This is a genomic window from Streptomyces sp. NPDC088246 (assembly GCF_044741025.1).
Lineage (GTDB): Bacteria > Actinomycetota > Actinomycetes > Streptomycetales > Streptomycetaceae > Streptomyces.
This window is the reverse complement of record NZ_JBIURV010000020.1, coordinates 84,502-107,746: the sequence shown is the minus strand read 5'-3', so window position 1 is coordinate 107,746 and position 23,245 is coordinate 84,502. Positions and strand designations below refer to the sequence as shown.

At 71.1% G+C, this 23,245-nt stretch carries 17 protein-coding genes; 6 read left to right on the top strand and 11 right to left on the bottom strand.

Annotated features, from left to right (window positions below):
- Nucleotides 1–232 precede the first annotated feature (232 nt).
- The 3 genes from ACIPEK_RS26290 to ACIPEK_RS26280 form a co-directional block, all read right to left on the bottom strand.
- On the bottom strand, nucleotides 233–1,771 hold the full coding sequence (locus ACIPEK_RS26290) for a protein kinase (protein ID WP_402000555.1): 1,539 nt from the start codon (nucleotides 1,769–1,771) through the stop codon (nucleotides 233–235).
- The gene (locus tag ACIPEK_RS26285) at nucleotides 1,768–2,454 is read right to left on the bottom strand and encodes a hypothetical protein (RefSeq protein ID WP_402000552.1); all 687 of its coding nucleotides are present in this window, start codon (nucleotides 2,452–2,454) and stop codon (nucleotides 1,768–1,770) included. The genes ACIPEK_RS26290 and ACIPEK_RS26285 overlap by 4 nt, the downstream gene beginning before the upstream one ends.
- A gap of 120 nt (nucleotides 2,455–2,574) precedes the next feature.
- Nucleotides 2,575–4,671: an N-6 DNA methylase gene (locus ACIPEK_RS26280; RefSeq protein WP_402000549.1), complete on the bottom strand. Its 2,097-nt coding sequence runs from the start codon at nucleotides 4,669–4,671 to the stop codon at nucleotides 2,575–2,577.
- A gap of 213 nt (nucleotides 4,672–4,884) precedes the next feature.
- On the opposite strand from ACIPEK_RS26280, the gene ACIPEK_RS26275 reads away from it, so the two are divergent.
- Nucleotides 4,885–5,271 (top strand): hypothetical protein, encoded by a 387-nt coding sequence (locus tag ACIPEK_RS26275; protein ID WP_402000546.1) that lies wholly within the window; start codon nucleotides 4,885–4,887, stop codon nucleotides 5,269–5,271.
- An 84-nt stretch (nucleotides 5,272–5,355) separates the two neighbouring features.
- Nucleotides 5,356–6,117: a hypothetical protein gene (locus ACIPEK_RS26270; protein WP_402000543.1), complete on the top strand. Its 762-nt coding sequence runs from the start codon at nucleotides 5,356–5,358 to the stop codon at nucleotides 6,115–6,117.
- 106 nt (nucleotides 6,118–6,223) lie between these two features.
- Here the strand turns inward: ACIPEK_RS26270 and ACIPEK_RS26265 are convergent, their stop codons facing one another.
- The 3 genes from ACIPEK_RS26265 to ACIPEK_RS26255 form a co-directional block, all read right to left on the bottom strand.
- Entirely contained in the window at nucleotides 6,224–6,970 is a 747-nt protein-coding gene (locus ACIPEK_RS26265) for an N-acetyltransferase (protein WP_402000540.1), read from the bottom strand.
- A 97-nt stretch (nucleotides 6,971–7,067) separates the two neighbouring features.
- Nucleotides 7,068–7,838 carry an HNH endonuclease family protein gene (locus tag ACIPEK_RS26260; protein ID WP_402000537.1) on the bottom strand — a complete coding sequence of 257 codons (771 nt, stop codon included), beginning with the start codon at nucleotides 7,836–7,838 and terminating at the stop codon, nucleotides 7,068–7,070.
- Nucleotides 7,839–7,959: 121 nt separating this feature from the next.
- The gene (locus tag ACIPEK_RS26255; RefSeq protein ID WP_402000730.1) at nucleotides 7,960–8,826 is read right to left on the bottom strand and encodes a hypothetical protein; all 867 of its coding nucleotides are present in this window, start codon (nucleotides 8,824–8,826) and stop codon (nucleotides 7,960–7,962) included.
- Between the two features lie 57 nt (nucleotides 8,827–8,883).
- On the opposite strand from ACIPEK_RS26255, the gene ACIPEK_RS26250 reads away from it, so the two are divergent.
- Nucleotides 8,884–9,093, top strand: a complete 210-nt coding sequence (locus tag ACIPEK_RS26250; protein ID WP_402000728.1) for an ATP-binding protein — start codon at nucleotides 8,884–8,886, stop codon at nucleotides 9,091–9,093.
- Here the strand turns inward: ACIPEK_RS26250 and mfd are convergent.
- The 3 genes from mfd to ACIPEK_RS26235 all read right to left on the bottom strand — a co-directional run bounded on the left by mfd (nucleotide 9,074) and on the right by ACIPEK_RS26235 (nucleotide 16,300).
- Nucleotides 9,074–12,604: a transcription-repair coupling factor gene (gene mfd / locus ACIPEK_RS26245; protein WP_402000534.1), complete on the bottom strand. Its 3,531-nt coding sequence runs from the start codon at nucleotides 12,602–12,604 to the stop codon at nucleotides 9,074–9,076. The two genes, ACIPEK_RS26250 and mfd, sit on opposite strands and share 20 nt — an antisense overlap.
- Nucleotides 12,605–12,929: 325 nt before the next feature.
- Nucleotides 12,930–15,515, bottom strand: a complete 2,586-nt coding sequence (locus tag ACIPEK_RS26240) for an ABC transporter permease (RefSeq protein WP_402000531.1) — start codon at nucleotides 15,513–15,515, stop codon at nucleotides 12,930–12,932.
- Nucleotides 15,512–16,300, bottom strand: a complete 789-nt coding sequence (locus ACIPEK_RS26235; protein WP_383068175.1) for an ABC transporter ATP-binding protein — start codon at nucleotides 16,298–16,300, stop codon at nucleotides 15,512–15,514. Before ACIPEK_RS26235 ends, ACIPEK_RS26240 begins: the two co-directional genes overlap by 4 nt.
- Nucleotides 16,301–16,790: 490 nt before the next feature.
- Between ACIPEK_RS26235 and ACIPEK_RS26230 the strand changes: the two genes are divergently transcribed.
- The 3 genes from ACIPEK_RS26230 (at nucleotide 16,791) to ACIPEK_RS26220 (ending at nucleotide 20,634) form a co-directional block, all read left to right on the top strand.
- A complete protein-coding gene (locus ACIPEK_RS26230; protein ID WP_402000725.1) occupies nucleotides 16,791–18,350 on the top strand; it encodes an MFS transporter in 1,560 nt (519 codons plus the stop codon).
- Nucleotides 18,351–18,547: 197 nt separating this feature from the next.
- Nucleotides 18,548–19,012, top strand: a complete 465-nt coding sequence (locus ACIPEK_RS26225; protein WP_383068177.1) for a DUF485 domain-containing protein — start codon at nucleotides 18,548–18,550, stop codon at nucleotides 19,010–19,012.
- Nucleotides 19,013–19,038: 26 nt separating this feature from the next.
- Entirely contained in the window at nucleotides 19,039–20,634 is a 1,596-nt protein-coding gene (locus ACIPEK_RS26220) for a cation acetate symporter (protein ID WP_402000722.1), read from the top strand.
- Nucleotides 20,635–20,868: 234 nt separating this feature from the next.
- On the opposite strand, the gene ACIPEK_RS26215 is transcribed toward ACIPEK_RS26220, so the two are convergent.
- Nucleotides 20,869–21,762, bottom strand: a complete 894-nt coding sequence (locus tag ACIPEK_RS26215) for a cellulose-binding protein (RefSeq protein ID WP_402000526.1) — start codon at nucleotides 21,760–21,762, stop codon at nucleotides 20,869–20,871.
- A gap of 183 nt (nucleotides 21,763–21,945) precedes the next feature.
- Nucleotides 21,946–23,245: SUKH-4 family immunity protein (locus tag ACIPEK_RS26210; protein ID WP_402000523.1), on the bottom strand; the 1,300-nt coding region annotated here is incomplete at its 5' end.

Here is a 23,245-nt window from a genome sequence, read left to right as displayed (position 1 = left end):
CGGCGACGCTTCTTGGATATGCCGTGAGAAGGCACAGAGACCTCAACAGTGCTCGAAAGAAGTGAGAGGCCGACGGGGCAGGCGAGTCGTCAGCCGCCCCGGCGGCAGATCACGGTCTCACGCCGGAGTCGGCCTTCGCCCCCTGCGGCGGTCTCCGTGACAATCCATTGCGGAAGCTTGGCGTGTCCATTACTCGCCCTCGTCGCAACCGTCGCCGGCTCCGCCGCCCCCGTCAGCCGCCGCGCACCTCCACCTGGCGGTCGAGACGGCGGCGCAGCTCCACCGGCAGCGGATGGTGCGGTCCGTACGCCCGCTCCGTGTCGTACAGCAGCCCCTGCAGCTGTACGCGCGCCGCCACATGGTCGCCGACCGCGAGCAGCAGGTGCCCGATGCGGTTGCGGATCTCGAAGGAGCGGGCCGGGTCGTTGCCCGTGGCGCGGTGGTTCTCGTAGTACGGGAGAACCGCGCGGTACTCCGCGAGAGCGGCGGCCGGTTCGCCGAGCTGCTCCAGGCACTGGGCCGCGTCGTAGCGGAACTCGAGGGTCTGGGCGTCGGCCGGGCCGGCCTCCGCCGCGCGGTCGTCGGCGAGGCGGCGCAGTTCGGGCAGGGCGCGGCGGTACTGGCCGTCGTCCATCAGTGTCGCCGCGTACTGCTTGCGCAGGATGCGGACCACGGCGGAGTCCTCACCGTGCTGTTCGGCCGCGACCGGGAGGATGGAGCCGAGGATGTCCACGGCCTGGGTGATGCGGCCCTCGCCGAGCAGCTTCTTGACGTCGTCGACGGCGGCGGCGACATCGGGCCGGGCCCCGGCCGGGGCGGGCGGGGCCGGAGGCGGGGGCGGGGTGGTCGTGCGGTCGGGCCACGGGGCGTGCGGGCGCAGGAAGGGGCGGGTCGGGTCGAGCGGTCCTGTCGGGAGCCCGGTGCCCCGGGTGGGGAGCAGCGGGGCGAGGTGTTCGTACACCTCCTGGGCGCCGGACGGGCGGTGCTGCGGGTCCTTGGCCAGCAGCCGCAGCACCAGCGCTTCGAGCGGTTCGGGGATGTCGGGCCGGATCCGGCGGACCGGGAGCGGTGGCTCGTAGAGGTGGCGGTGCAGCACGCCGAGGGCGGTCGACCCCGCGAACGGCACGTCGCCGCTGAGCAGTTCATGAAGGAGCACACCGAGTGCGTACAGATCGGTGTACGGGCCGACAGCACCGCCCATCGCCTGCTCGGGAGCCATGTATGCCGGGGAGCCGATCGGTGAACCGGTGTGGGTGAGACGGGTGGTGTCGGCGTCCAGGACGGAGGCGACGCCCAGGTCGAGCACGGTGACGGTGCCGTCCGGACGCACCATCACATTGCGGGGCTTGAGGTCGCGGTGGACGATCGGCACCGCGTGCACGGCACAGAGGACGGCGCAGAGCTGTGCGGCGACCGCGACGGACCACTGCCAGGGGTACGGGTCGTGCTCGGCAAGATGGTCGGCGAGGTCGGCGCCCTCCACGTACTGCATGACGAGGTACAGGTCGTCGTCGTCGCTGCCCGCGTCGTGGACGGTGACCAGGCCCGGGTGGTCGACCTGGGCGGTGACCCGGCACTCGCGGACGAAGCGGCGGCGCAGCTCGCCCCCGGCCTCGCTGCCGATGGGGCCGGTGACCCGGTCGGGGCGGAGCAGCTTCACCGCGACCCGGCGGTCCAGACGCTGGTCGTACGCCGTCCAGACCTGGCCCATGCCGCCCTGGCCGAGGACGGTCGCCAGCTGGTACCGCCCGCCGATGAGGCGTCCGCTCACCGTCCCTCCTCCTTGCGGAGGTAGTCGCTCAACTCGTCGAGCTCGGCGCGGACCTGGTCGATGCGCTGGGGCTGGGCATGCGGCTGGGGGTGCGGTTGAGGGTTCGGCCGGGGGTTCGGTCGAGGGTGGGCCGAAGGGCGTGGCTGGGGCGGCTGGGGCGGCTGGTACTGCTGCGGTGGTGCGGCGGGCGGCTGCATCGGCTGCCTTGCCTGCATCGGTTGACGCAGCGGCGGCTGTTGTACGGGCACGGGCGCGGGGGCGGGCACACGCATCGGCACCGTGGGCGCGTATCCGTACCCCGGCGCCGAGGGCGCGTAACCGCCCATGAGGTCCCGCCTCGTGAGCTGTTCGTAGTGGCGGATGTCCCCGACCAGGTAGTAGGCGGAAGCGGCCGCCATCGCCAGCAACAGCAGCGGTATGAGGATGTTGTCGATGCCTGTGGGCTCGTCATTGCCTTCCCTGCCGAGGATCGGCAGGAGCACACAGACGAACACGAACCCGGCCCCGGTCAGCCACCAGTCGGACGTCCGGCGGCGCACGATCGCGAGGCGGAGCAGCGGGCTCCACAGCAGCAGTCCGAACGAGCACACCGCGAGCACGACGAACAGCACGCGCATCGAGACGGTCCAGGCCCGGCTGGGAACCCGGCGCGGCGGCGTCGGCGGATGACCCGGGGCGTACATGGCTGCTCCTGGAGACCTGGTCGCGGAACGTCGGCGCACACGCTCCGTGCACGCAGATCCGAGCGTAAAGGCCGACACCGACAACGGGCCCCGGGTTGTACGGAACCGTTGTGGTTCAGGTCACTTCGGCGGGACCGTGCCGTCCGTCAGCCCGTCGTACATCCCCTGGACCAGCTGTCCGCCGAGCCGGCCGGCCAGCCGGAGCGCGTCCTCGAACGCGGCCAGGGCGCGGAACCGTTCCCCGTACCTCCGCTGTTCCGCGAGCGGCAACCGGGGCAGTTGGAGGCGGCGGGCGTCCAGCCGGGTGGCGGTGGAGGCGTAGCTGCTGGCCTGGCGGTTGTTGGCGGTGCCGCGCAGGAAGCCGGCGAGGAACCAGGGGTCGAGGGCGGCCGGATCGGGGCGCAGCAGCTGGAGGTTGCGGCCCAGCGCGGCACCCGCGGTGGACTCGTCGATGACGCGGGTGACGGAGCCGCCGCCGAGCACGGGGACGACGACATCGCCCGGTTCGACGAGGACGGGCTCCTCGGGGGGCCCGTCGACGGGGAGGCTTCCCGAAGGGGCGGTGGAGCCGAGGACGTCGTGTTCCGTGAGGACGGGGACCGGGCCGGTGCCGGAGCCGCCGGTGCGGAGCTGGAGTGCGCCGGCGCGGGCGAGTTCGCCGACGGTGGTGAGCGGCCAGCGGGCCGGCTCGGAGGGGGTCACGGCCGGCGGGGTGAGAGTGCCGGTGAGTCCGAGCGTCTCGGTGAGCCGTTCCCGTACGCGGATCAGTTCGGCCGGTCCGCCCGCGGCTGCCGGGGGCGGCAGATGGCGGGCGGGGGCCAGGTCCACGTCGTCGTCGAGGAGTTCGATGACGGGGACGGCGCTCGCGCCTACACCCTTGGCCACGTCCTCGCGCTCGCCCTCGAACCACCGCCAGGCGTCGAGCACGGCGCTGCGCACCGCCTGCCAGTCGAGCCGGTCGCGCCCAGCGGACGGAGCGGCGGCCGCCGGGCCGGCCGAGGGGGATTCGGCGGGCCCGGCGGTGTCGACGAGCAGCAGTTCGGGCGAGGGATGCAGGCCGCTGCCCGGCTTGCGCAGCACCCAGAGGTGGAGCGGGATGCCATACGGGGGTGCGGCACCGGCGGGGAGCGCGATGACGGCGCGCAGGGCGCCGCGGCGCAGCAGATCCGCGCGGATCCGGCGGCCGGAGCGGCGCGAAGCGGCGGCCGGGGGCATCAGGAGCACGGCGGTGCCGCCCTCGCGCAGATGGGCCAGGGCGTGCTGGACCCAGGCGAGTTCGGACTCCGTACGGGCCGGGAAGCCGTACTCCCAGCGCGGGTCGTAGGCGAGCTCGTCGTGGCCCCAGTTGCGTTCGTTGAACGGCGGGTGGCAGAGCACGGCGTCGGCGGCGAGCTGCGGGAAGGCGTCGGCGCGCAGGGTGTCGCCGGCCCGCGCCCCGAGGGCGCAGCTGTTGTCGGGGTCGGTGTGCAGGGCGAGCCGCAGTACGGTGAGCGCGGCGAGGTCGGGGTCGGCCTCCTGCGCGTACAGGGCGGTCGGGCGGCCGACGGCGCGCAGCAGGGCGCCGGTGCCCGCGGCGGGGTCGAGGACGGTGCGGGCGGGCTGCTTCCCGGTCTCCACCAGTGCGGCCATGAGTTCGGCGAGTCCGGGCGGCGTGAGTGTGTACTGGCGTGGGTTGGCGTCCAGTTGGCGGCCGAGCAGGAACTCGAAGGTCTCCCGGGCCCCGGTCTCCGCGGCGAGCTCCGCGGCGCCGCGGAGCAGCGGAACGGACGGAAGCAGTTCGGCGCGGCCGGGAGTGTGAACAGCCCGTCCGGCTACCGTGGCGGGCCCGAAGCGGTCGGCGAGCATGTCGTTGAGGGCGAGGGACAGCACACCGGCCATCGCCTCGTCCGACACAGCGGTGATCTCCCGCCAGGCGGTGGGGCTGTTCCGCCGGAGCAGCAGGGCGCAGCCCGTGTGGACCAGGGCGCAGACCGCGCCGGCCGGGTGTCCGGCGAGCTGCTGCCAGACCCGTTCACGGAGGGGGACCTCGGCGAGTTTCCCCTGGTCACGCAGCCACTGCTCAACCTCGGGCAGGGCGAAGGACGGGCTCGTCTCGGTGCCGCCGACGGGCTTGGGGAAGTCGGCGTGGCGGCGGCGCCAGTTGCTGACGGCGGCCCGCCCCACGCCCGCGAGCCGGGCGATCCCGGCCGCGGTCACCTCTGTCGAGTTCTCCGGCACTGACTGTCTCCCTGGTCCGTCCGTGCTGTGGCGGCGAGCATACCGGTCCCCGGTCGACCGCATCGGTTCACAGCACATCCGATCCCCTCAAGCGTGAACGATGTTGACTCGGTTCACAAGCTCTGCTGTTATTGGCCCGTCGCCACATCCCCACGGATGCGTGCAACTCCTCACGCCTGTCCTCGATTTCATCGAACACCGAAAGGCCCAGCCATGTCCGGGTACTCCGAACCGCCGCCGCAGCGGGCGTACACCCCCGCGCGCCCGCCGGGTGAGCGTCCGGCGCACAACGGACTGGGCACCACGGCACTCGTCCTCGGGATCACCGGCAGCGTCGTCGGCCTGGTCTGGACGCTCTTCTGGCTCGCGGGGGCACTGGGTCTGCTCGCTCTCGCCCTGGGCCTGGCCGGCCGGGGCCGGGCCGCCCGCGGCGAGGCCACCAACCGCGGCGCGACCACCTTCGGAGCCGTGCTGGGCCTGGTCTCGCTGACCCTGTCGGTGGTCGGCGCGGTGCTCGTGAGCAAGACCGCGAACGACGCCGCGGCGCCACCCGCCACTGCTTCGTACCGCCCCGCCGATCCGCGCCCCGCCCTCCACTGACACACCGCCACACCCACCACACCCGCCCTGGCCCGCACACCGCTTTCCCCGTCTCCCGCCCCGCCTTCCTCCCGGAGCCCTCCCATGCGCCTGCTCGCCCGTACCGCCGCCAACACCCTCTGCGCACTCACCGTGCTCGGCCTGGCCGCCTGCGGCACCGACACATCGCCCACCAAGACCACCGGCCCCTCCAAGTCCGTCGGCCCCTTCGCGGACATGTCGGGCCCCGAAGTCGCCAACAAGGCCCTCAAGACCACGAAGAAGGCGAAGTCCATGAAGATCGCCGTCGACATGAAGACGACCGACGGACCGGTCTCCGCCCATATCGCCATGAGCACCTCCGGCAACTGCACCGGGACCGTCTCCATCGGCCCGGCAGGCACCATGGAGATACTCAGGACCGGCGACACCATCTACACGAAGTTCGACGAGGCGATGCTGCGCGAGCAGTCCAAGGGCGAGCCCGCCGCGGACGTCGACGCCGCGGTCGACCTGCTCGTCGGCCACTGGATGAAGTCGAAGGCGTCGGACCCCGACACCAAGGACATGCTCGGATTCTGCGACCTGGGCTCCCTGCTGAAGGACTTCGAGACGAACGACAACGCGGCCCGCAAGGACGGTGAGACCACCGTCGACGGTCAGCGCGCCCTGCGCCTCACCGAGAAGGACAGCGAAGGCACCTACACGATGCTGGTGGCCACCGAAGGCGACCCGTACATGCTCAAGGTCGACTCCAAGGGCGGCAAGGAGCCGATGACGATGACGCTCTCCGACTTCAACAAGCCCGTCGTGGTGAAGGAGCCGGCCGCCAAGGACATCGTCGACCCGGACAAGCCGGCCGGCTGACCCCCACCCGCACGTCCGGACGCCAGGAGGGCTGCGCTCCGTCATGGGCGGTCGCCCGCCTGGCGTCCGGGCCTGGCGTCCACAACCGGCATCCACAACCCGGCGTCTACACGCGGTGTCGCACCCATACGTTGGGCTCCACATACACCGCGTACCCATGAGCCGCCGAGCACTGCACCGGCACCAACGCTCCCGGCACCTCCACCGGGCCCTCCTCGTCGAACGGCAGCCCGGTCCAGGCCCGCCACCGTGCGAGGGAACCGGACACCACCATCGACACCGGCGCCACCGCCTCGATCACCCCACCGGCCCGCACATGGACGCGCAGCCACGGATCGTAGGGAAGTCCGTCTTCCACCCGGGTCCGGCGGGCGTACTCCTCCATCGGGGCCGAGGCGTCCAGGTGTTTGGCACTCGGCCGCACCGGGGCGACAAGATCCGCGAACCCCAGCCTTCCGGCGTTCTCCCGCATCGCCGCGACCATCTGCGCCGAAATTCCCTTGCCCTGGTGCCCGTTGGCGACCGCGATCTCGATCGCACTGACGGTGTCCGGCGTACGCCCGTGCCGCAGGTCCGAGAACGCCCACAGCAGCACCTGGTCCCAGCCGCCCTCGGGCAGCTCCGCCCGCCCCGGGGCATGCAGCGCGAACGGCACGCTGTACGCCCGTGCGGCAACGGCACCGTCCGGGTCCGTCGCGACGAGCACGTACTCCGGGAAATCGACGGCGATCCTGGGATAGTTCGCCCAGCCCACCAGGTCCTCAAGGACGAACTCCGGCCAGCTGTCCGGCATCTGTCCTATCGCCCCGCCGAGCTCTGGGCGGGCGGCAAGAGTGGTAATTGTCAGCTTCACCCGCCCCACGATAGGCAGCGGCGCTCCCGGCGCCAAACTGTTTTTCAGCAGGTCACAGCCTTGGACGAGAGCGGCCTCGGAGCGGGCCGCCCGCTGGTCATCCCCCGCACTGCTCCAGCATGGCCTGCTTGTCGGCGGCGGTGACCGGCAGTTCGTACTTCAGCGACACCTGCGCGAACCGCACCGCGTACGAGCAGCGGACCGGCTTGTACGGCGGCAGCCAGGACGCCGGCCCCGAGTCGCGCTTGGCGTTGTTGGCCGGGCCGTCCACCGGAAGGAGGTTGAGCGGGTCATTGGCGATCTGCTGCCGCTTGGTCTCGTTCCAGCGGGCGGCACCCATCTGCCAGTCGTACGAGAGGGGCATGACGTGGTCGATCTGGACCTTGGTGGCCTGCTGCTTGCGCCAGTCGATGGTCGAGCCGGTGTACGGGTCCTTGAGGGTCATCGACACGACCACACAGTCCGAACCGGAACGGAACTTCACGTCCTTGCCGTCCCTGGCGAGGAGGTCGTTCCGGGTGTCGCAGCCGTTCCTGGCAAGCGGTATCCCGTCGACCGAGTCCTTCCACGCGTAGCCGAACTTGTCGCGCGCGTACCCGGTCTTCGGCCCCCGCCCCTTCGTCGCCACCTTCTCGATGATCTTGCGGCCGGCTGCCCGGTCCGCCTCGGAGGTGAGCGGTGCGAGCCCCGGCTTCGTACCGTCGGCATTGTCGAGCGGACTCGCCCCGAACCCGGTGACGGCATCCTGTCCACCGCCCTGCTGCCCGGCCCCGGAGGACGTCTGCTCGGGGTCACAGCCGCCCAGGGCCAGCACCGCCGCCGCGCTGAGGGCGGGCAGCATCACTCGGTACGTGCGGGGAGATATCACTCGGAGCCGTCCTGACGGGGAGAAAGCCGAACCCGGGAATCCTACGGATGCCTTCCCCGCTGACGGGCATTCATGAGCGTGCCCCCGTCAGGATGCGGCCGGAATCACACCGCCTGCCCTCTCACACCTTCCCGATGCCCAGCGTTGTTCCGGACGGCAGCAGCCCGGAGCCGATCGCCGCCACCCACAGCGGCCCCAGCAACTCGACCAGCCGCTCCCGCTCCTCCTCACCGAGCCCCCGCCACGGGGCGGCAGCCGCTTCGTCCGTACGCCGCTCGACCTCGGTACGCAACGCCCGCCCCGCGTCGGTCGCCGTGCCGTCCTGTGTCAACAGTCCGCGCTTCACAAGTCGTTGACGAGCCGCCTGCCACTCCTCGTCACCCCACCCCCGGCTTGCGAACACCTCCGGGCGCGCCGCACCGATGGCGGCGAAGGAGACCAGCGACTCGACCGGATCGAGCCCGGCCCCGGCAAGCGCGGCAACATGCCCGTCCCCGCGATGCTCCCGCAGGATCGTCGCCGCCTGCCAGAGCATCAGATGCGGTTCTTCCGGCCAGAACAGGGCGGCGTTGGCCGCGGCGAGCGGACGGCCGACCGTGTCGGCAGCCTCCGCGACGCGTCGTACGAGCGCGGCGGCCTCGGCAAGCTCCGGACCGGCGACCTGCTCCCCCAGCAACCCCCGGTACGCACGGTCGACCGCCCGCGTCCGGGCGGCGAGCACCGCGCCGGAAGAGGCGACGGACCAGGCGGCGGGGACGTACTCACGCACCATGGCCGGGCTGAAGCTGTAGAAGGTGTCGACCACCCGGCCGGTACCGACTTCCCCGAGCGGCGCGGCGCGCCAGGCGAAGTAGCTCGGCCAGCGCTCATCGGTGCGGTAGCCGAGCGCTGCGGCCTCCTCGAAGGACTCCGGCGCGTAGTACAGAACAGCGTGCAGGGGTTCCAGCAGGTGCCACATCTGCCGTACACGGCCCAGCTCCTCGGACATGTCTCCGCCCTCCGCAGCGTCACGCATCTTGTCACTGACTAGATTCCCAGAGAGTTGGTGCGGCTGGAGGTCCGTGACAGCGGCCCCGGTCAGCCGGCGGTCCAGCGCCCCGACGACGAGGCCTGTTCGGGGCGCGGATTACACCTGGTGAGCGAGCTTGCCGACGACTTCGGGGTCGATGATCACGTCGTCGGCAAAACCGTGTGGCTGGTCTTCAAGATCTCATCCGCGCCGGATCCGGCGCCCCTCAAGACCCCAGAATCGTAGTGAGGAACTCCCCCGTCCACGCCAGCAGTTCACGGCCGACGACCGGCTTGCCCCCGATCCTGCCGGTGGTGGGGCGCGGGACCAGGATCTGGTGGACGGCCGGCTTGATGATCGTCTTCGGGTAGAGGCGCTTCAGGCGCAGCTCCTGCGATTCGCGCAGCTCGACCGGGGCGAACCGGATGTTCGAGCCCTGGAGCACGATCTCGCCGACACCGCAGGCGCGGGCCAGCATGCGCAGGCCCGCGACCAGGAGCAGGTTCTCGACCGGCTCGGGGAGCTTGCCGTAGCGGTCGGTGAGTTCCTCGCGGACCGCCCTGATGTCGTCCTCCGTGTTGGCGGAGGCGATGGCGCGGTACGCCTGGAGGCGCAGCCGCTCTCCGGGGGCGTAGTCGTGGGGGACGTGTGCGTCGACCGGGAGCTCGATCTTGACCTCCAGGGGCGGCTCCTCCTCCACACCGCCTTCGAGGGAGGCGCGGTAGTCGGCCACCGCCTCGCCGACCATGCGTACGTACAGGTCGAAGCCGACGCCCGCGATGTGGCCGGACTGTTCGCCGCCCAGGAGGTTGCCGGCGCCCCGGATTTCGAGGTCCTTCATCGCGACGTACATGCCCGCGCCCATCTCGGTGTGCTGGGCGATCGTGGCCAGGCGCTCGTGGGCCGTTTCGGTGAGCGGCTTCTCCGGGGGGTAGAGGAAGTAGGCGTAGCCGCGTTCCCTGCCACGGCCCACGCGGCCGCGCAGCTGGTGGAGCTGGGAGAGGCCGAAGTTGTCGCCGCGCTCCACGATCAGGGTGTTGGCGTTGGAGATGTCGATGCCGGACTCGACAATCGTCGTGGAGACCAGGACGTCGAACTTCTTCTCCCAGAAGTCCACCACCACCTGCTCCAGAGACTGTTCGGACATCTGGCCGTGGGCGGTCGCGATCCTCGCCTCGGGGACGATCTCGCGCAGGCGCGCGGCGGCGCGGTCGATCGACTCGACGCGGTTGTGGATGTAGAACGCCTGGCCCTCGCGGAGCAGTTCACGGCGGATCGCCGCACCGATCTGCTTCTCCTCGTACGGGCCGACGAAGGTGAGGACCGGGTGGCGCTCCTCCGGGGGCGTGGTGATCGTCGACATCTCGCGGATGCCCGTCACGGCCATTTCGAGCGTACGGGGGATGGGCGTCGCGGACATGGTGAGGACGTCCACGTTGGCGCGGAGCTTCTTCAGCTGCTCCTTGTGCTCGACGCCGAAGCGCTGCTCCTCGTCGACGATGACCAGGCCCAGGTCCTTGAACTTCGTCTCGGAGGAGAAGAGGCGGTGGGTGCCGATGACCAGGTCGACGGAGCCCTCGCGGAGCCCTTCCAGGGTCGACTTGGACTCGGATTCGGACTGGAAGCGGCTCAGCGCCCTTACATTGACCGGGAATTGGGAGTAGCGCTCGGTGAACGTTCCGTGGTGCTGCTGGACCAGGAGGGTCGTGGGTACGAGGACGGCGACCTGCTTGCCGTCCTGGACCGCCTTGAAGGCCGCCCGTACCGCGATCTCCGTCTTGCCGTAGCCGACGTCGCCGCAGATCAGCCGGTCCATCGGGACGGACTTCTCCATGTCCTCCTTGACCTCGGCAATGGTGGTGAGCTGGTCGGGCGTCTCCGCGTACGGGAAGGCGTCCTCCAGTTCGCGCTGCCACGGGGTGTCGGGGCCGAAGACATGGCCGGGGGCCGCCATCCGCGCCGAGTAGAGCTTGATCAGGTCGGCGGCGATCTCCTTGACGGCCTTCTTGGCGCGCGCCTTGGTCTTGGTCCAGTCGGCGCCGCCGAGCCGGTGCAGGGTGGGCGCCTCGCCGCCGACGTACTTGGTGACCTGCTCCAGCTGATCGGTCGGGATGTAGAGGCGGTCGCCGGGCTGGCCGCGCTTGGCGGGGGCGTACTCGACGAGGAGGTACTCGCGGGTGGCGCCCTGCACGGTGCGCTGCACCATTTCGATGTAGCGGCCCACACCGTGCTGTTCGTGGACGATGTAGTCGCCGGTCTCCAGCGTCAGCGGATCGATCGTCTTGCGGCGGCGGGCCGGCATCCGGCCCAGGTCCTTGGTGGCGGTGCGCTGGCCGGTCAGATCCGTCTCGGTGAGGACGGCGAGTCTGAGCGCCGGGTCGACGAAGCCTTGGTCGATCGCGCCGCAGGAGACGTGGACCAGCGACGGGGAGATCTCCGCCAGGTCGGGGTCCAGGCGGGCCGCGATGCCCTCGCCGCTCAGCACCTCGACGGTACGGGAGGCGAGCCCCTGGCCCTCGGTGACGTACACCGTGCGCCAGCCGTCGGCGATCCAGCCCTTGGTGTCGGCGAGCGCGCGGGCGGTGTCGCCACGGTACGACTCCGGGGCGTGCATCGTGAGCTTGAGGGTGTCCTCGTCGAGCTCGTCGTCCGCGGCGAACGGGGAGACCGACCACCACATCATCTCCAGCTCGCGGGCCCGGTCACGGACATCCGCGATGCCCCACAACGATGCCGCGCCGACGTCGATCGGGGCCTCGCCGCCGCCCGCGGTGGCCGCCCAGGACGCCTGGAGGAACTCCTGGCTGGTGGCGACCAGGTCTGCCGCCCTGGTCCGGACCCGCTCCGGGTCGCAGACCAGCGCCATGGAGCCCTTGGGCAGCACGTCGAGCAGCAGCTCCATGTCGTCGACGAGAACCGGGGCGAGGGACTCCATGCCCTCCACCGCGATCCCCTCGGCGATCTTGCCGAGCAGTTCACTCAGCTCCGGATGGAGTTCGGCGAGGGCGGCGGCCCGCTCGCGCACCTCGTCGGTCAGCAGCAGCTCGCGGCAGGGCGGCGCCCACAGCCCGTGCTGGGCGATCTCCAGCGACCGCTGGTCGGCGATCTTGAAGTAGCGGATCTCCTCGACGTCGTCACCCCAGAACTCCACTCGAAGGGGGTGCTCCTCGGTCGGCGGGAAGACGTCCAGGATGCCACCGCGCACGGCGAACTCGCCGCGCTTCTCGACCAGTTCGACCCTGGAGTACGCGGCCGCCGCGAGCGCGTCGACCGTCTTGCCGAGGTCGGCGCTCTGTCCGATGCGCAGCGCTACGGGTTCCAGGTCGCCGAGCCCCTTGACCTGCGGCTGGAGCACGGAGCGGACCGGCGCGACGACGACCTTGACCGGGCCGGTCTCCGGGTCGTCCTTGCGCGGGTGCGCCAGGCGCCGCAGCACGGCGAGGCGGCGGCCCACGGTGTCGGAGCGGGGCGAGAGCCGCTCGTGCGGCAGGGTCTCCCAGGACGGGAACTCGGCGATCGTGTCCGGCGGCAGCAGGGTGCGCAGCGCGGCCGCCAGGTCCTCGGCCTCCCGGCCGGTCGCGGTGACGGCGAGCACGGTCCGTCCGGCCTCACGGGCCAGCGCGGCCACGGCGAAGGGGCGGGCGGCGGGCGGACCGACGAGGTCGACGTGCATCCGGTGGCCGTCGGTGGCGGCCTTCACCGCTTCGGAGAGTGCCGGATCACGTACGACGACATCCAGCAGGCCGTGCAGGCTCATGAAGGGCTTCCGTCCGGGTAACGAGGGCGAGGTCTGGCAGCCGGCTGCTGCCAGGGGGCAACGCGAAGGGCAACACGAAGGACCCGACACGTCTCACGGGCCGGGGGTTCCCAGCGTACGACTCCGCTGTGACAGCCGCGCCCGCAATCCGGCTCCGCGGGTCGGATCCGGCCCGGTCCGTGCGCCGGGCACACGCCGGGACCGCAGCCCTGCCCCGCGCGCCCACGGTCCGCGCCCCGGGCCGTACGGACACGGATCGGCCCCGGAGTGTTTGGAGGAACACCCCGGGGCCGGATCAGTCATCCTACGTCGGTCGTCACCCTCGCTATTCCGTGGCGATCGCGTTCAGGACGTTCATCCTGCCCGCCCGGAACGCCGGGACCAGGGCCGCGAACAGGCCGACGAAGGCCGAGGCGACGAAGACCATGAGGATCGTCGGCCACGGGATCTCCAGGACGCCGAGGCCCTCCAGAGCCAGCAGCTTCTGGGCCGCCGTGCCCCAGCCCATGCCGAGGCCGAGCCCGAGCAGGGCACCGAAGACCGCGATGACCACCGACTCCAGGCGGATCATCCGGCGCAGCTGGCGGCGGGAGAGGCCGATGGCGCGCATCAGGCCGATCTCACGGGTCCGCTCGACCACCGACAGGGCCAGGGTGTTCACCACACCGAGCACCGCGACGATGATCGCGAGCGCCAGCAGGCCGTAGACGATGTTCAGCAGCTGGCCGATCTGGTCCTTCAGCTGCTGCTTGAAGTCGGCCTGGTTCTTCACCTCGTACTGCGGGTACTTGGCGAGGGCGGCCTTGAGCGCGGCGTACGCCTCCTTCTCCTTGCCGTCCTCGGCCTTCGCGAACATCATCATGTTCTTCGGCAGGCTGTCGGCGGGGACGTACCGCGCGGCGGTCGCGACGTTCGTGTACATCGCGTTCTTGTCGATGTTCACGTCGTCCGAGGTGATCGCGGCAAGCCTCAGCTTCGCGGTCTCGCCGCCCTTGAACGCGACGGTGAGCCGGTCGCCGACCTTGAGGTGGTGCTTGGTGGCGTACGTGTCGCCGACGGACATGGCGTCCTTGCCGTACGCGTCGGCCAGCTTCCCGGCGACCGTCTCGCGCCGGACGTCCTGCCGGTACGTGGGATCGACGGCGGCCAGGGCCTTGTTCTCGGTGGTGCCGTCGGGGGCCGTGATCCCGGCGCCGACGACCTTGTAGCCGGTGAGGTGCTCGATGTCCGGCACGGACTCCAGGGACTTCACCGCCTGGTCCACGAGGGGCGTCGGGTTGCCGCCGGACGGCTGGACGATGAAGTCGGCGCCGACCGACTTGTCGAGTTCCTCGGTGGCCGAGGCGACCATGGAGGAGCCGACGACCGAGAGGCAGGCGACCAGGGCGAGGCCGATCATCAGGGCGGCGCCGGTCGCTCCGGTGCGGCGCGGGTTGCGCAGGGCGTTGCGCTCCGCGAGCCGTCCGACGGGGCCGAACATCCGCAGCATGACCGCGCTCAGCACCCGGACCACGAAGCCGGCCAGCAGCGGGCCGATCACGATGAAGCCGATCAGGGTGAGAACCACGCCCACACCGAGGAAGAGTGAACCTTCGCTCGACTTGTCGGCCCGGGTCGCGGCGAGAAGCGCGGCGCCACCGGCGAGGGTGAGGGCCAGCCCGATCGCGGCCCGGACCCGGCCCGCGCGGCCGTCCGCCGGGGTGCCGGCGTCGCGCAGGGCGGCCATCGGGGAGATCTTCCCGGCGCGGCGGGCCGGAATGTACGCGGCGACGACGGTGACGATGATGCCGAGGGCGAGGCCGGCCACCGGGGTCGTCCAGGCAACGGTGAGATCTCCGGTGGACAGCTTCATCCCCGTGGCGTCCATGAGCTTCATCAGGCCGACGGCGAGACCGATTCCGGCTCCGACCCCGAGGACGGAACCGACGATGCCCAGGAACACTGCCTCGATCAGCACGGACCGGTTGACCTGCTTGCGGCTGGAGCCGATGGCCCGCATCAGGCCGATCTCGCGGGTGCGCTGGGCGACCAGCATCGAGAAGGTGTTGACGATCAGGAAGATACCGACGAGGAAGGCGATCCCGGCGAAGCCGAGCATCGCGTACTTCATCACGTCGAGGCCGGAGGCCATCGAGTCCTTGTTGGCGTCCGCGGCCTCCTTCTGTGTCTTGAGCTCGTACGCGGAGGTGTCGCCGAGCGCCGTGGCGATGTTCCGCTTCAGCTGTGTGCCGGTGACGCCGGATTCGGCGGTGACGGAGATGTGGCTGAAGACGCCGGGCCGGCCGAGCAGCTTCGTCTGCGCGGTGACGGTGTCGAAGTAGAGGACCGCCGCACCGGGGTTGGTGACCTTGAAGGTCGCGATGCCGCTGATCTTCGCGTTGATGTCGCCGGTGGCGGCGATGGTGCGCAGCTCGTCACCGATCTTCAGGTCGTGCTTGTCCGCGGTGTCGGCGTCGACCATCACCTCGGTCGGCCCACGCGGTGCGTGGCCGGAGGTGATCTCCATGGAACGCAGGTCGTTCTTCGTCCAGTTGCCCGCGATCGTCGGGGGTCCCGTCGTCGGGCCCACGTTCTTGTCGTGGCTGTCGACGACGGTGACGGACATGCTGCTGACCGCGCCCTCGGCGTCCTTCACACCGGTGGCCTTGCCTACCTGCTCGACGGCGGAAGCGGGGAGCGTGACGGGCTTGCCGTTCCCCGGGAGCCGGTCGCTGTCCTCGGGACTCCTGGGGCTGACGGTGACATCGGCCGACGTCGCGGCGAAGAGCTTGTCGAACGTGGTGTTCATGGTGTCGGTGAAGACGAGCGTGCCGCACACGAACGCCACCGACAGCAGGACCGCGACGGCGGAGAGCGCCATTCGTCCCTTGTGCGCGAAGAAGTTGCGCCTCGATGTCTTCCAGACGGTCATGACGTCCGCCCGCGCGAGTCGAAGTCCTTCATCCGGTCGAGTACCTGGTCGGCCGTCGGGTTGTGCATCTCGTCGACGATGCGTCCGTCGGCGAGGTACAGCACCCGGTCCGCGTAGGAGGCGGCGACGGGGTCGTGGGTGACCATGACGATGGTCTGGCCCAGCTCGTCGACCGACCTGCGCAGGAAGCTCAGCACCTCGGCGCCGGCCCGCGAGTCCAGGTTTCCGGTGGGCTCGTCACCGAAGATGATCTCCGGCCGGGCGGCCAGCGCCCTGGCCACCGCGACGCGCTGCTGCTGGCCGCCGGAGAGCTCGGTGGGCCGGTGCTTCAGCCGCTCGGCGAGACCGACCGTCTCCACGACCTGCCGCAGCCAGGCCTCGTCGGGCTTGCGGCCCGCGATGTCCATCGGCAGCGTGATGTTCTCCAGGGCGTTCAGCGTCGGGAGCAGGTTGAACGCCTGGAAGATGAAGCCGATCCGGTCCCGGCGGAGCTGGGTGAGCTTCTTGTCCTTGAGCCCGGTGATCTCGGTCTCGTCGAGGTGGATCTGACCCGAGGTCACGGTGTCCAGGCCGGCCAGGCAGTGCATCAGGGTCGACTTGCCGGAGCCGGACGGTCCCATGATCGCCGTGAACTGCCCGCGGGCGATGTCCACATCGACATGATCGAGCGCGACGACCCGGGTCTCCCCCGCCCCGTACGCCTTGACGACCTGCCGTGCTCGCGCAGCGACGGCCGTACGCCCTCCAGTGCCCCCGTGCCTGGGAATGGTTACAGCCGTTGTCACGGTTTTTCTCCTATGTCGATCAGCATTTTTCAGTCAGCTTCGGGATGTCGCGGGTGTACCTGTGAAGTCTGGTGTTCCGAGGGGGTGCGGCGCCCTGGTGCACAGCGCAGTCTTCGGGTGGGGTTTTCCCCACCCCGCCCCCCCCCCTGCGGTCAGCCGCATCCGCGGTGGGAATCAGCCGCTTTCTGCGGTGTAGGAACACGCTAAGGAACGGGCCCCCGCCGTCACGTCCTCCGCCGGGAGGAACCACCCCTGGACAAAACTGAGGAGCGTCCCCTAGGGGTCTCGGCCCCCGGGCGGAGACCGGCCTCAGGGACTGGACCCTTGGGTGCACTCACCGGGGTCCGCAGAGGTCTTCGGACACATCCCCGACAGCGGCACCCTCCCCGCCGGGATCCGCGGGTGAGACAGTGTCCCGAGAAAATACGTGCAGGGGGAAGGAATCTTGGTGAGCGGCGCGGGCGGCAATGCGGGCGGCGATACCGAAGCGATGTCCGGGGCCGGGATCGGCCCGGCCTCCTCTCCCGGGACGCCGCGCGGACGCGGCCCGGTGGTCGCCGCCCTGATGCTCGGGATGGCCCTGTCGGCCATCGACGGCACCATCGTCTCGACCGCCGTTCCGCAGATCGTCGGCGACCTCGGCGGCTTCTCCGTCTTCTCGTGGCTGTTCTCCGGCTACCTGCTGGCAGTGACGGTCTCCCTGCCGGTGTACGGGAAGCTCTCCGACACCTTCGGCCGCAAGCCGGTCCTGATCGTCGGCATCGCCCTCTTCCTGTTCGGCTCGGTGCTCTGCGCCGCCGCCTGGAACATGGCCGCGCTGATCGCCTTCCGGGTCGTCCAGGGCCTGGGCGGCGGCGCCCTGCAAGGCACCGTGCAGACCATCGCCGCGGACCTGTACCCGCTCAAGGAACGCCCGAAGATCCAGGCCAAGCTGTCGACCGTATGGGCCACGTCGGCGGTCGCGGGGCCGGTGATCGGCGGGCTGTTCGCGGTGTACGCCGACTGGCGCTGGATCTTCCTGATCAATCTGCCGGTCGGGGCCCTCGCGCTCTGGCTCGTCGTACGCCACCTCCACGAGCCGTCCCGCACCAGCCGGGCGGCCGGCACGCCCCGCCCCCGCATCGACTGGGCGGGCGCCCTCGCCGTCTTCGCCACCGGCACCCTGCTGCTGACCGCGCTCGTCCAGGGCGGAGTCGCCTGGCCCTGGTTCTCCGTCCCGTCCCTCGGGCTGCTGGCCGGCAGCGTCGTGCTCGGCGCGCTGACCGTCGTCATCGAGCGGCGGGCCGCCGAGCCGATCATTCCCGGCTGGGTCTGGCGGCGGCGGACCATCGCCTCGGTCAATCTGGCGCTGGGCGCGATGGGGCTGCTGATGGTCGCCCCCACGGTCTTCCTGCCGACGTACGCCCAGTCCGTGCTGGGTCTCGGTCCGATCGCCGCAGGTTTCGTGCTGTCCGTGATGACCCTGAGCTGGCCGGTGTCGGCGGCCTTCTCCAACCGCGTCTACAACCGCATCGGCTTCCGCCGCACCGCGATCACCGGCATGAGCTGCGCCCTGCTGATACTGCTCGCCTTCCCGTTGCTGCCGTATCCGGGCGAGCCCTGGCAGCCCGCCCTGATCATGCTGCTGCTCGGTGCGGCGCTCGGGCTGTTCCAGCTGCCGCTGATCGTCGGGGTCCAGTCGACGGTCGGCTGGGCCGAGCGCGGCACGACGACCGCCTCCGTGCTCTTCTGCCGCCAGGTCGGCCAGAGCGTCGGCGCCGCGCTCTTCGGGGCCGTCGCCAACGGGGTCCTCGCCTCCCGGCTGGCCGCCGCCCCGGTTCCCGGACTGCCGGGCGACCTGGACGCGATCTCGCACGCCCTGGACGACCCGGGCAGACTCTCGGCCGCGGCGACGGACTATCTGCGGCGGGCCGTCGACGCCGCCGTCGACCACGTCTACCTGGGTGCCGCCGGGGCCGCGGCGCTCGCCCTGCTGGTGCTGGTCTTCGTGGCCCCGCGCCGTTTCCCGGTCCTCACCGAGGAGTCCGGGAACGACGCCCCGGCGCCGTAGACGTCCGCATCGCGTTGCGGGACAAGGAGACTCCATTCGGCAGACCTCATGCAACTGAGCCATTACCGTGGGTAGTTCAGGCCAACCTCTCCCCAACCGCCATACCCGCGAGTAATGTTCGCGCTTCCGACAGCACAACCGCACTCCTGCCTTGCCGTCCAGCCCAGGACCCGAGCCATGCAAGGAGCAGCACCCAGATGTCGTACGGAAGCCCGCCCCCGTCCCCGTACTCCTCCTGGCCCGGACGGCTGCCGAAGCCGTCCCGGCGGCATCAGCCCCCGCCTGCGCATGACCCCGAACACCTGCTGCCCTGGCAGAGTCCGGAGCCCTCACCGCCCCCGGAACGTCCGAGCGCACCCACCGCGCCCGTGCCCGTTCCGGGCCGTCACGGCGATCTGCGCCGGCTGCGCACCGCGTACCGGCTGCTGCGGCGCATCACGACCCTGACCGCACTCGGCTACTTCGTCGTCTTCCTGCTGCTCTCCGGATTCGCCAAGGACCTGATGGACCGCCCCCTGTTCGGCGGTCTCAACATCGGCCTGGCGCTGGGGCTCTGCCAGCTCCCCGTGACACTGCTCGCCATCGTCCTCTACGAACGGACCGCCCGGAGCACGGTCGATCCGCTCGCCGCACGGCTCCGAAGGACAGGAGCGGCCCAGTGAACGGATTCGACAATTCCGCGCAGTCGATGTCCCTGGTGGCCTTCCTCGCCGTGGCCACCGTGGCGCTGCTGCTCTGCGTGATGACCGGCCCGGACCGCGACGACCTCGACGAGTTCTACACCGGCCCCCGCTCGCTCTCGCCCCTGCAGAACGGCCTCGCACTCGCGGGCGACTATCTCTCCGCGGCCACGGTTCTCGGCACCACCGGCATCATCGCCCTCACCGGATACGACGGGATGATCCTCGCCCTGAGCATCACCCTCTCGCTGGTCCTGCTGATGTTCCTGCTGGCCGAACCGCTGCGCAACGCGGGCGGGTTCACCATGGGCGACCTGCTCGTGCGCCGCGCCCCCGGCCGCGCGGTCCGTATCACCGCCTGCGCGGCCACCATCGCCGCGCTCGTTCCGATGATGGTCGTCCAGCTCGCGAGCAGCGGCGATCTGCTCTCCTTCATCCTGGGGTTCGACAGCTCCGGGTTCCGCACCGGCGCCATCATCGGGCTCGGCATCCTGATGATCGGTTACGCGGCGATCGGCGGCATGAAGGGCACCGCGCTGATCCAGATCGTGAAGACCGTGGTCCTTTTCGTCGCCGCGTTCACCATCTCCGTACTGATCATGAACCGCTTCGACTGGGACACCGGCGCCCTGCTCTCGGCCGCCCGGGCAGGCAGCGGCGAGGGGGCCGCGTATCTGCGCTCGGGGCTCCAGTTCGACGGCAGCGGACTCGACATGGTCAGCTCCGAACTGACCGTGGTGCTCGGCGCCGCCTGTCTGCCACACGTCACCATGCGCATGGCGAGCGCTCGCTCCACGCAGGCCGTCCGCCGCTCGCTGTCCTGGGCGGTCGCCGTGGTCGCCGGGCTCTGTCTCCTGCTCGTCGTCATCGGTTTCGGCGCGGGGGCGCTCGTCGGCCACGACCGCATCACCGCAGCCGGGGCGTCCGGAAACAGCTCGATCCTCCAGATCAGCGGTGTGGTGGCGGGCGGTGGCCGGCTGGGCGCGCTGGTCGTCACGACGATGACGACGGCGATCTTCCTGACTCTGCTCGCCTCGGTCGCCGGAATGATCCTGGCCTGCGCGAACTCCCTCGCGCACGACCTCTTCGCCCACGGCCTGCACGGGGTGCGCGACCCGGACAGGAAGCCGCTGCCGGGCCTGTCCGAAATGCGTACGGCACAGGCCGCAGCGATCGTCGTCGGGCTGCTCGCCACCACACTCGCCGTCGTGGCCAGGCACTGGAACGTACAGGCGCTGGCGACGCTCTCGTTCTGTGTCGGCGCGTCGGCGCTGGCCCCGGCGCTCGTCTACAGCGTGTTCTGGCGGCGCTTCACCCGTACCGGACTGCTCAGCACCCTGATCGTCGGCACCGTCACCGTCATGGTGCTGATCACCGGCACCAATCTCGTCTCGGGCTCACCGTCTTCGGTCTTCCCCGAGTACGACTTCAACTGGTTCCCATTCACCACGACCGGGCTCGTCTCCATCCCGGCCGGTTTCCTGGCGGGATGGCTGGGAACGGTGCTCGAACGGCGCACAGCGGCCGAAGAACTCCGACGGTACGAGGCCGAGGAACCACGAATCCTGGCGGGCACACCGCAAAATACGGCGGCCCGCCCCTGAGGAACCCCGTGCCGGAAGGCGAAGGTCCCGGCGGTCGGTCTCAGAGCCTGTCGGGTGACCTCCGATCGGGTGGCGGACGCGGTCTGGTGCGTGCGATTCCAAGGCGGAGGAGGGAGTCGACGCGAAGGGGGTCCCCCCATACCTTCAGCTATGGGGGAGTCGGTGACTGACGACAACACGGGAAGCGTGCCTGCCAGGACGTGGCCGCCCGGTCGGACGTCACCCGACAGGCTCTCAGTCCTCCGCCGGGGCCACCCGCCCGGTGAGCGCCGCGAGTGAGTTCCGCACGTGCGCCATGTGCGCCTGGACCTCCTCGCGGCCCTCCTCGTGCTCCCGCAGGATCCGCTCCGTCTCCCGGACCACCCGCTCCTCACGGACCCTGGCCGCCGCGATCAGCTCCGCACCCTGCGCCTCCGCATCCTCCCGGCCGTGCCGTGCGGCCTCCTCGGTCCGAGCCAGCGCCCGCCGTGCCTCGGCCAGGCGGGCCTCCGCCTGCTCGGTCAGCTCGTCGTGGTGCGCGGCCTGCGCGGCCTCGGCCTCCGCCAGCTCGCGTTCGGCCGTCTTCCACCGCTCGGAGTGCTCCTGCTCCTGGTGCGCGAGGACGCTCGCGGTACGGCGGCGCGTCTCGGCCATCGCGGACTCCGCCTGCTCCCGCACCTCCGCGGCCTCCTTGCGGGCCTCGGCGGCGGTCTCCTCGGCGGTGCCCCCGGCCGTGATCAGCGTCCCGTCGGCGTACTTCTCGGCCGCTGCCCGCATCGCCTCGGAGTCCGCGCGCGCCGACTCGCGGAGCCCGCGGCCCGCCTCGTCCGCCGCGTCCCGCAGCGCCTGCGCCTCCTCCTGGGCGGCGCCCCGTACGTCCCGGGCCTCGCTCTCGGCGAGCGCCAGGATCTGCCGGGCGCGCTCACCGAGCGATTCGTAGTTCTGCGGGGCGAGCCTGGCGACGACCTCGCTCAGCCGGACCGACTCGGCCGAAAGCTCCTCCACCAGCGCGGTCAGCCGGGACACCTGCTCCCACGCCTCGTCCCGCTCGGCCGACAGCCCGGCCACGGCGCGGTCCACCTGCTCCGGACGGTAGCCACGTCCTCGTACGCCGACGAAGCCATGCGCGGACACCGGTGCAGAACTCATCCCTGAAGCCTCTTTCCGACTCTCCGACCACCTGCAGTACGTCTAAGGATGCGGCAATTGACACAGAAGTCGGAATCGTGTCGCGACTTTTCGGACGGAAGCGACCGGCATCACAGGCCGCACATGGCGCGGCGCCCGGCCTCCCTCTCGGGGAGCCGGGCGCCGTCCGCAGAGCCTGCCGGGTCAGATCAGCCCGTCCCACATCTGCTCAAGGAGTACCGACCACCAGCTCTCCGGCGACGCCAGTGCCGCCGCGTCCAGCGCCACCAGCTGGGCCTGGAAGTCGACCGTCCAGCGGCCCGCCTGCTCCGGGTTGAGCCCGAAACGCAGCCGCCACATCCGGCCGAGCAGCGCCATCGAGCGCTGGAACTCCGGCAGCCCGGTGTTCACGAACTGCGGCGCCACCGACTGACCGTGCCCGCCCGCGGAGGAACCTGCCTCGACCGGCACCGCCACGATGTTCGCGGTGCCGTACTGGACACAGATCGCCCGCCCGAAGTCGGACCCCATGACGAGGTACGACCCCGCGTCGGGGGCTGCCTGCACCTGTCGCTGTGCGGCCAGCTCGGCCAGCGTCGGCACCACCGGCAGGCCCGGCTGCGCCCAGAAGAACGGCCCGAAGTCGGCGGGCAGCCCCGCCCACACCAGCGTCTGCGCCACGGCCTCGGGCACACCCTGGCGGGACACCGCGCGCTGATCGAAGCGGAGGATGCCCTGCGGCCCGAAGGTCTGCACCATCTCCTGGGCGATGGCCTCCGGCGGCACCGGCGGCGCGGGCGGCATCTGCGGCAGCGGAGCCCGGACCGGTGCGGGACGAGCCGGCCCGTCCGCGACCTGGTGCAGCTCCCCCTGATGGGTGAGCAGATGCTGCATGCCCTGCTGACGGCTGGCGTGATCGGTGCCGTACGGGGCGACGCTGGTGATCCGCACCTGCGGCCAGGTCTCACGGATCATCCGCGCGCAGTAGCCACCGGGCAGCTCGCACGACTCCAGCTCGGTGTGCAGCTCGATGACCTGCTGCGGCGGCACGTTCATGGCCCGCAGCTCGTGCAGCATCTGCCACTCGGGGTGCGGGGTGCCCGGCGCCGAGCGGCGGATCAGCTGCTGCTCACTGCCGTCGGGCGCGCGGTAGCGCAGCACGGCCTGGTAGCCGGGGCCGACGGTCGGCTGACCGGTCGGCGCCTGCGGATATCCGTACGCCGGGGGCGGCGGGGTGTGCGAATTCGGCGGTACGGGGCCGGGGGCGCCGCCCTGCGGTATTCCCGGCGGACCGGGCGGACCGGGAGGCTGCGGCGCGGACGGCCCGACCTGGCCGGGACTCGCGAGCATCGTCGCGGCGTGGTGCACTCCGCCACCGGGCGGCGGCGTCGAACCAGGAGGAGCGGGAGGACCGGGGGGCGCCGGGGGCCCGGGAGGGCCGGGCGGCCGCGGGGCCCCAGGGACTCCCGGCGGACCCGGAGGCTGCGGCGCACCCGGACCGCCC

Bases quoted from the DNA above. Each gene is read 5' to 3' on its own strand.
- ACIPEK_RS26240 (WP_402000531.1), bottom strand. From the start codon at position 15,515: ATGACCGTCTGGAAGACATCGAGGCGCAACTTCTTCGCGCACAAGGGA.
- ACIPEK_RS26255 (WP_402000730.1), bottom strand. From the start codon at position 8,826: ATGTCCGAGGAGCTGGGCCGTGTACGGCAGATGTGGCACCTGCTGGAA.
- ACIPEK_RS26275 (WP_402000546.1), top strand. From the start codon at position 4,885: ATGTCCGGGTACTCCGAACCGCCGCCGCAGCGGGCGTACACCCCCGCG.
- ACIPEK_RS26215 (WP_402000526.1), bottom strand. From the start codon at position 21,762: ATGAGTTCTGCACCGGTGTCCGCGCATGGCTTCGTCGGCGTACGAGGA.
- ACIPEK_RS26270 (WP_402000543.1), top strand. From the start codon at position 5,356: ATGCGCCTGCTCGCCCGTACCGCCGCCAACACCCTCTGCGCACTCACC.
- ACIPEK_RS26230 (WP_402000725.1), top strand. From the start codon at position 16,791: ATGTCCGGGGCCGGGATCGGCCCGGCCTCCTCTCCCGGGACGCCGCGC.
- ACIPEK_RS26285 (WP_402000552.1), bottom strand. From the start codon at position 2,454: ATGTACGCCCCGGGTCATCCGCCGACGCCGCCGCGCCGGGTTCCCAGC.
- ACIPEK_RS26220 (WP_402000722.1), top strand. From the start codon at position 19,039: ATGTCCCTGGTGGCCTTCCTCGCCGTGGCCACCGTGGCGCTGCTGCTC.
- mfd (WP_402000534.1), bottom strand. From the start codon at position 12,604: ATGAGCCTGCACGGCCTGCTGGATGTCGTCGTACGTGATCCGGCACTC.
- ACIPEK_RS26225 (WP_383068177.1), top strand. From the start codon at position 18,548: ATGTCGTACGGAAGCCCGCCCCCGTCCCCGTACTCCTCCTGGCCCGGA.